Origin of the sequence: Flavobacterium oncorhynchi (assembly GCF_002217355.1) — a bacterium.
GTDB lineage: Bacteria > Bacteroidota > Bacteroidia > Flavobacteriales > Flavobacteriaceae > Flavobacterium > Flavobacterium oncorhynchi.
Genome location: NZ_MUHA01000036.1, coordinates 19,188 through 27,388, shown reverse-complemented (window position 1 = coordinate 27,388; position 8,201 = coordinate 19,188). Strand labels below are relative to the sequence as shown.

7 protein-coding genes are annotated in these 8,201 nt (G+C 31.4%); 5 read left to right on the top strand and 2 right to left on the bottom strand.

Annotation, left to right across the window (positions count from 1 at the left end; genetic code table 11):
- Positions 1 to 74: 74 nt before the first annotated feature.
- Entirely contained in the window at positions 75 to 2,165 is a 2,091-nt protein-coding gene (locus B0A75_RS19840; RefSeq protein WP_089056005.1) for an LTA synthase family protein, read from the bottom strand.
- Positions 2,166 to 2,360: 195 nt separating this feature from the next.
- Here B0A75_RS19840 and B0A75_RS19835 point away from each other — a divergent pair, with 195 nt between their 5' ends.
- Positions 2,361 to 3,026, top strand: a complete 666-nt coding sequence (locus tag B0A75_RS19835) for a response regulator transcription factor (RefSeq protein WP_089056007.1) — start codon at positions 2,361 to 2,363, stop codon at positions 3,024 to 3,026.
- A complete protein-coding gene (locus B0A75_RS19830; protein ID WP_089056004.1) occupies positions 3,027 to 4,424 on the top strand; it encodes a sensor histidine kinase in 1,398 nt (465 codons plus the stop codon).
- A 99-nt stretch (positions 4,425 to 4,523) separates the two neighbouring features.
- Here B0A75_RS19830 and B0A75_RS20825 read toward each other — a convergent pair whose 3' ends face one another.
- Positions 4,524 to 4,649: a hypothetical protein gene (locus B0A75_RS20825; RefSeq protein WP_256371701.1), complete on the bottom strand. Its 126-nt coding sequence runs from the start codon at positions 4,647 to 4,649 to the stop codon at positions 4,524 to 4,526.
- An 88-nt stretch (positions 4,650 to 4,737) separates the two neighbouring features.
- On the opposite strand from B0A75_RS20825, the gene hisG reads away from it, so the two are divergent.
- The 3 genes from hisG (at position 4,738) to hisC (ending at position 8,134) form a co-directional block, all read left to right on the top strand.
- Positions 4,738 to 5,595: an ATP phosphoribosyltransferase gene (gene hisG / locus B0A75_RS19825; protein WP_089056003.1), complete on the top strand. Its 858-nt coding sequence runs from the start codon at positions 4,738 to 4,740 to the stop codon at positions 5,593 to 5,595.
- A 118-nt stretch (positions 5,596 to 5,713) separates the two neighbouring features.
- The gene (hisD, locus tag B0A75_RS19820; RefSeq protein WP_089056002.1) at positions 5,714 to 6,997 is read left to right on the top strand and encodes a histidinol dehydrogenase; all 1,284 of its coding nucleotides are present in this window, start codon (positions 5,714 to 5,716) and stop codon (positions 6,995 to 6,997) included.
- Between the two features lie 87 nt (positions 6,998 to 7,084).
- Positions 7,085 to 8,134 carry a histidinol-phosphate transaminase gene (gene hisC, locus B0A75_RS19815; protein ID WP_089056001.1) on the top strand — a complete coding sequence of 350 codons (1,050 nt, stop codon included), beginning with the start codon at positions 7,085 to 7,087 and terminating at the stop codon, positions 8,132 to 8,134.
- Positions 8,135 to 8,201: the final 67 nt, after the last annotated feature.

Here is an 8,201-nt window from a genome sequence, read left to right as displayed (position 1 = left end):
GATTCTGTTTTTTTATATGTATCAACGAAATCCTTGGAATTTGGAATTTGTTTTTATTGGAATTTTAGAAAAAATTATTTCTGATATTTCTTTTCCTTCAAAACATAAGAGGCAGTTTGATAGTAAGAAATAGTTTCGTTTACCAAACTTAGTTTTTCAGTTTTTAACGGAATTTCGTTATAATCAACTTGAAATTCTGGAGCAACTCCTGTCTTCGGATTTATTTTCAGCGAAAACTGTTTAACTTGCTGTTTAGGAGATAAAACAGTCAATACATTGTCTTTTATTAAACCTAAATCTTGGTAAGTCGCAATAAAAGCTCTTGGCTTGTAATTATCTTTAAAAACATCCTGTCCAAAGAATTTACTTTTATAATCAAAATGTAATAAGCCAAATAATGTTGGCATAATGTCTATCTGCGACATTAGTTTATTGAATTTTTGAGGTTTGCCATTTGGAGTGTAGATAATTGCCGGAATTCGGTATTTATCCAAAGGCAGTTCTGTTTTTCCTGCGCTCGAAGCACAATGATCCGCCACAATTACAAAAACAGTATTATTAAACCAAGGCTGTTTGCGAGCCATTTCAAAAAATCGGCTTAAGGCATAATCAGTATATTTTACACCTCCGTCGCGAGATTTTATATCGCCTGGAATATCAATTTTATTATTAGGATATGTAAAAGGTCTGTGGTTGCTCACCGTCATAATATGATTAAAGAATGGTTTATTTTCTTTAGCTTCGGCTGTCATTATTTTTACCGCTTTTTTATACATATCTTCATCACATACACCCCAAACATTAGAAAATGTGATTTCTTCAGGTGAAAAACTTGATTTGTCTATAATTTGATAATCATTTCCAGAATAAAAATCTCTCATATTATCAAAGAAAGCATCACCGCCATACATAAACTTTACATTGTATCCTTTTTGTTTAAAAAGTGCACCAGTCGAAAATTTATTTTTATTATCCTCTCTTTTTACCACACTTTCTCCTGCAGTTGGCGGCAGGCATAAAGTTACAGCTTCAAGACCGCGAACAGTTCTGTTTCCGGCAGCATACAAATTGGTAAACTGAAGACTTTTTTGTGACAAACTGTCTAAAAAAGGAGTGATGTTTTGAGAGTTTCCATAAGCCTTCATGAAATCAGCACTTAAACTTTCGATTGTAATTAAAACAACATTTTTGCGTATTTCAGCAGAGTCACTTTTTATTTCGTGAGTCGTATCTTCTGGAGAAGCAATAGGCAATTGCTCTTTTAGAATTGCAAAAGCTTTGTCGTGCGGAATTGTTTTGTAAAACTTGAAATAGTCAAGTTTACTGTTTTGAAAAGCCAGATAGAACTTATAGATGCCGTTTGATTGTAATTCATTAACAAAAACATTCTTTGAGTTTTCAGTTTTAGATAAAGTTGGAATAGCGATTAAAGAAATCAGAAATAAACCCCAGTATACACCTGAGATTTGTAGTTTCTCTTTTAAAGTTGGAATTTCATAAATGTAGTTTTTTGTTTTTTTCAGGATATAATAAGTTATCGTTCCTGTTACCAAGAATAAAGCTGAAAAGATTGGAACTACAGGATAAGACTGCATAATGTTTCCAATTACTTCATTTGTGTAAATCAAATAATTAACAGCAATAAAGTTGTATTTTACTCCAAATTCATTCCAAAAAAAGTATTCGCTTAAACCATTTTGAAGGATTAATAAAACGTAAAGAAAAATCACAAATGCAAAAAGCCAGAATCTAATTTTATCTCTCCATTTAGGAAGAAAAAGCATAAGAGCAAAAAGAACCGTTTTTATTCCTATAAAAATTAAAACTATTTTAGGCAAAGCGCCTCCGTATTGATCAAAAACACTTTTTCCTGAAGCAACATATAAAAAAGCAGCAATAAAAACACCTAGAATAATATAACCTGAAGGCTTATTGTATTTAGAATTTGAAATAAAAATAAGATATAACCATAGAAAAAAACTAGCGACTGTAAAAACGAAAAAATCGGAAATTAATCCTAAAGAAAAGATTTTCAAGCTTTCAAGAAATGAAAATGAAGTTTGTGTAATAGGATGAAAAAACAAAACAATTCGCAGTAGTAAACTGATAATGAAATAGAACAAGGCCAGGTGGTAAAATGGGCTAAGCTTTTTGTAGAATGTCATAATGTAATATTTGGGACAAAATTAAGGTTGATAAATTAATAATAGATGAAGTTATACTTTTACCTTACTTAGTGTTAACTTAATGTTTTCTTAAGATTATGCTTGCAGGTTATTCTGATGAGTTTTAATGTTTTGAGAAATTTAAAATTTTTATCTTTGACTGGTCCAAAAGTAAAAATTTTAATAAAAAAACATATGCATATTTTAATCGTAGAAGATGAGTTAGGTATCGTTCAGTTTTTGCAGCAAGGACTGCAGGAAGAAGGGTATAAGGTTACTACAGCAAATGACGGTTCTAAAGGCTTTGAATTAACGCAAGAGCAAAAGTTTGATTTGATTTTATTAGATTGGATGCTTCCTAAAATTAATGGTTTAGATTTATGCAAGGCAATTAGAATTAAAGATCAAATAACACCAATTATTTTTTTAACAGCTAAAGATACCGTACAAGAAACGATTGAAGGCTTAAAAGCTGGTGCAAATGATTATATTAAAAAACCTTTTAGTTTTGAAGAATTAGTAGAACGTATTAAAGTTCATTTTAGAAATAGAAAAGGAACAGAAGTTCTGTCATTAGGTACCATTAAAATTGATTTATCAAAACATATAGTTTTGAAAAGCGATGAAGAAATTGCATTAACACAAAGAGAATTTGAATTGCTTACCTATTTAATTAAAAATAAAGGAAAAGTTTGTACTCGAAATCAGATTTTGAAAGATGTTTGGGAAATTAATTTTGAATATGATACAGGTGTAATTGATGTTTTTATGAATGCCATTCGTAAAAAATTAAAGCTGAAAATAGAAGAAGATTATATAAAAACAATTCGCGGTATAGGTTATATCGCTAACGACTTATAAATGGTACAGCTTTCTTTTAAAAACAGAATTGCATTAAATTACATAATTACTACAGGTTTATTGATTGCAGCTGTTTTTTCGGTTATTTATTCTATTGTAAAACATACCGTTTACAGTCATATTGATGAAAAAATAAAAGTTGAAATTCAAAATCATTTAGACGAAATAAAAGTCGTAAAGGGGAAAGTAATTCTAATTGATGCCGAGGAATGGAAGGAGCGCGAGCATAATACTGTAGACGTGAATCCTGTTTTTGTACAGTTTTTAGATTTGAAGAAAAGAGTAATCGAAAAAGCACCCAATTTAAAAACCGAAACACTTCAATTTAAAGATTCTGTAGAAGATTATGAATTGTTTGATACCATGATGGGAGATCATGCAATTAGACAAATTCAAGTATCACTTCATGTTAATAATAAAAAAATAGGGTACGTTATCGTTGCAATGTCGCTGGCAGACTCGAAAATGGTACTTAATAATTTGTTCGAAATTATGAGTTTGTCGTTTTTAGGAATTCTGTTGCTGCTGTTTTTTATTGCCCGTTTTTTTGCAGGACGAAGTATAAAACCAATAAACGCAATTATAAATACATCGCGAATTATTACCAAAGACAATTTAAAAACACGTATTCCGCTGCCCAAAACGCGGGACGAATTATACACGCTTTCAAAAACCATAAACAATTTATTAAATAGGATTGAAGATGCAATTGAACGCGAAAAGCAATTTACTTCAGATGCTTCTCACGAATTAAGAACACCTCTTACAGTTATCAAAGGAACACTTGAAGTTCTTATACGTAAACCTCGTGATAATAAAGAATATGAAGAAAAAATTAATTATTGTATTCGTGAAGTAGATCATTTAAATTTATTGGTAGATCAGTTGCTGTTAATGGCTAGATTTGAAAATCAAAAGCAAGATGTTAATACAGAATTAGTATACTTAAATGCGATAATTTTAGATGTTTTGACTTTGAATTCTGAGAAAATTAAGAGCAAGCATATCAATATTAAATTTGAAGCAGAAAAAGATTATTATGTCCAGTCTGATAATTTTCTGGTCATTACGATTTTGAGGAATATTATTTCAAATGCGATTAAATATACAGAAAGTAAAGGCGAGGTTTCTATTTTGTTATTCAAACAAAACGGGAAAACAAGCTGTAAAATTTCTGATAACGGAATTGGTATCGCTAAAGAAGATTTGGAGAACATTTTTAATCCATTTTTTAGATCTAAATCTACAGAACATCCCGAAATTAAAGGTACTGGATTAGGATTGTCTATTGTAAAAAGAATCACAGATTTGCTTGATATAAAATTTAAAATAGACAGCAAAATTGATGTCGGGACATCTGTTATTTTAGTTTTTAACGAAGAAGTGAAAACGTTGTAGTGGATTGAAAGAATGCAATGAAAACAAGGCTTGAGCTTTTTTTTAACAATAAACTATCGTTAAGTTATATTAAAAATTGCTTTTTTATGAAATTAACTATTATATTTGCAAACGAATCAAAGAATTATAAAACAAACCAAACAATGATTTCAAATCAATTACATCATCATCATTTTCATTATTGCTCTCAAGCGATGTGTTAATGGTATGTGTGTAAATCATCATATTTTAAAACCCGTTTGAGTACATCAAACGGGTTTTTTTATACCAATTCTTTGTACTCAAACTATTAATTCAAAAAAAAAACTAAAAAATGAGTACTTTAAAAATTGCAATTCAAAAATCAGGTCGTTTAAACGAAGACAGCATTCAGATTCTAAAAGACTGCGGTATTTCAATAAACAATGGAATCGACCAGTTAAAAGCCGAAGCTTCTAATTTTCCTCTGGAAGTTTTATACCTTCGAAATTCAGATATTCCGCAGTATTTAATTGATGGAGTAGTAGATTTAGCAATTGTCGGCGACAACCTTTTGGTCGAAAAAGGCAAAGAAATTGAAGTTGTACAACGATTGGGATTTTCAAAATGTAAAGTATCCGTAGCAGTTCCTAAAACCTTCGAATACAATTCGGTTCAAGATTTGGCTGGTTTGCGAGTTGCAACCTCTTATCCAAACACAGTTAATGAATACTTCAATTCTTTTGGATTAACAGTAGATATTCACCAAATTTCGGGTTCTGTAGAAATTGCCCCAAACATTGGCCTTGCCGATGCTATTGTTGACATCGTTTCAAGCGGAAGTACTTTATTCAAAAACAACTTAAAAGAAGTAGAAGTGATTTTGAAAAGTGAAGCAGTTTTGGCCGTTTCACCAAAAGTTTCACCAGAAATTCAAAAACATATCGATACCTTAAAATTCAGAATACAATCTGTTTTAAGAGCAAGAAATTCGAAATATATCTTGATGAACGTTCCAAACGAAAAAATTGATGAAATAGGAAAAATTCTTCCAGTTTTAAGAAGTTTAACCGTTTTACCGTTAGCACAGGAAGGCTGGAGCAGCGTACACTCGGTAATTGATAAAGATACTTTCTGGGATGTAATTGATAAATTGAAAGATGCAGGTGCGGAAGGAATTTTGGTTTGCCCAATTGAAAAAATGGTTCTGTAGGGCTTTGCCCGCTTTAGGCAGTAAGCTTTAAGCTTTATGCCGAAAAAAAACACAAAGTAAGAAAGCTTAAAGCCTATAGCTTAAAGCCTATAGCAAATAAGCATAAAGCATAAAAACAATGAATAAAATAGATAATCCAAAACAAGATACTTGGTCAGAAATATTAAAAAGACCAACTCAAACTATTGATGATATTGAGGTTACAGTAAAAGAAATTTTTAAAGAAGTACAGAAAAAAGGTGATGAAGCCGTTGCAAAATACACTTCAATCTTTGATGGGATTTCTTTAGACAATTATGAAGTTTCAACAGCAGAAATAAAAGAAGCAATTGCTTTAATTCCAAATGAATTAAAAGAAGCTATTCAGCTCGCAAAAGACAATATTTACAAATTTCACAGCGCTCAGAAAACTGACCGTGTTGAAATTGAAACAATTGAAGGGGTAAATTGCTGGCAGGAAAAAAGACCAATTCAAAAAATAGGATTGTATATTCCAGGCGGAACGGCTCCTTTATTCTCAACCGTTTTAATGCTTGCTGTACCTGCAGAAATTGCGGGCTGTAAAGAGATCGTATTATGTTCGCCGCCAGATAAAACAGGAAAAATAAACCCAGCGATTTTGTACGCTGCAAATTTATGCGGAGTAACTAAAATTTTGAAAGTCGGCGGAATTCAGGCAATTGCAGGAATGACTTTTGGCACACAGTCAATTCCTAAAGTCTATAAAATTTTCGGACCAGGAAATCAGTTTGTGACTGTGGCAAAACAATTGGCAACCCAGTTTGGTGTTGCAATCGATATGCCGGCTGGACCATCGGAATTATTAATTGTTGCCGATGATACTGCAGTTCCGTCATTTGTAGCTTCAGATTTGTTGTCGCAGGCAGAACATGGAACAGATAGTCAGGTAATTTTAGTTTCAACTTCTAAAAGATTAATTGACGCAGTAGAAAAGGAAATACAATCTCAGGTAGAAGTACTTCCAAGAAAAGCCATCGCAATAAAAGCAATCGAAAATTCAAAATTGATTTATGTCGAAAATGATCAAATTGCTTTAGATTTAATCAATGAATATGGTCCTGAACACTTCATTATCTGCTCGCAATATGATGATTTTTATTGTAACGGAATTATAAATGCAGGATCTGTTTTTATTGGAAATTATACGCCAGAAAGTGCAGGAGATTATGCTTCAGGAACAAATCACACACTTCCTACCAATGGTTATGCAAAAAACTACAGCGGTGTAAATCTAGATAGTTTTACAAAATCAATGACATTTCAGAAAATATCTGAAAAAGGAATTCAAAACATCGGTAAAGCAATCGAAACTATGGCTGAAGCCGAAGGTTTGCAAGCACATAAAAATGCCGTTACCTTGAGATTGAAGAGTTTAAAATAAAAGACAAAAAAGGAAGAAGAAAGAGTAAAGAAGCAAGATTTTGCAAAGTCTTTCATTTTGGTTCTTGCTTCTTAAAAAGACAAAACAATGAGTACTTTCGATATAAATATAATAACACGTGAAAACGTAAAATCCTTAAAACCGTATTCTTCTGCAAGAGATGAGTTTGAAGATTTTGATACAGCCGAAATGATTTTTTTGGATGCTAACGAAAATCCATTTCAAAATGGTGTAAATCGTTATCCAGATCCGCAGCAAAATTCAGTTAAAGCAATTTTAGCAAAAAACAATAACGTAAAACAAAGTCAGATTTTGTTAGGAAACGGAAGTGACGAAGTTTTAGATTTACTTTTTAGAGCTTTCTGCGAACCCAAAAAGGACAATATTATTTCGTTACCGCCAACATACGGAATGTATGGTGTTTTGGCAAATATCAATGCAGTAGAAAATAGAGAGATTTTACTTTCTACTGATTTCCAGCCGCAAGTTGAAAAGATTTTAGAAGCAGTTGACTACAATACAAAAATTATCTTTTTATGTTCGCCAAACAATCCAACCGGAAATTCATTTTCAGATGAAAGTGTTGTAAAACTACTGCAGAATTTTAATGGATTGGTTGTTATTGATGAAGCTTATATCGACTTTTCGGATAAAGAAAGCTGGCTTGCAGAAATTGACGAATATCCAAATTTAGTTATTACACAAACACTTTCAAAAGCCTACGGTTTGGCAGGAATTCGTTTAGGGATTTGTTATGGTTCAGAAGCTGTGATTTCAGTTTTAAACAAAATTAAACCGCCTTATAACGTAAACGAATTAACCCAGCAAAGAGCTAAAGAACGTTTAAAAGATACTGAAAAGATAAAACAAGAAATAGCCTCTATTATAAAGCAAAGAGAGGAATTACTTAAGGTTTTACTTGATGTTAATTTTGTTGAAAAAGTATATCCTACAGAAGCAAATTTTGTTTTAGTAAAAGTAGATAATGCTAATAAAAGATACGACCAATTAATCGAAAAGGGAATCGTAATTCGTAATAGAACTACACAACCTTTATGCGAAAATTGTCTTCGTTTTACTATTGGAACAGAAGAGGAAAATGCTGTTTTAATTAAAGAATTGAAATTATTAAGCTAAAAAATATAGCCACAGATTATAAGGATTAGAATGATTTTTTTCTGTACGTGATTTTTCGTCACAAATT

Coding starts and splice junctions, on each gene's coding strand:
- B0A75_RS19840 (WP_089056005.1), bottom strand. CDS start 2,165: ATGACATTCTACAAAAAGCTTAGCCCATTTTACCACCTGGCCTTGTTC.
- B0A75_RS19835 (WP_089056007.1), top strand. CDS start 2,361: ATGCATATTTTAATCGTAGAAGATGAGTTAGGTATCGTTCAGTTTTTG.
- B0A75_RS19830 (WP_089056004.1), top strand. CDS start 3,027: ATGGTACAGCTTTCTTTTAAAAACAGAATTGCATTAAATTACATAATT.
- B0A75_RS20825 (WP_256371701.1), bottom strand. CDS start 4,649: ATGATGATTTACACACATACCATTAACACATCGCTTGAGAGCAATAAT.
- hisG (WP_089056003.1), top strand. CDS start 4,738: ATGAGTACTTTAAAAATTGCAATTCAAAAATCAGGTCGTTTAAACGAA.
- hisD (WP_089056002.1), top strand. CDS start 5,714: ATGAATAAAATAGATAATCCAAAACAAGATACTTGGTCAGAAATATTA.
- hisC (WP_089056001.1), top strand. CDS start 7,085: ATGAGTACTTTCGATATAAATATAATAACACGTGAAAACGTAAAATCC.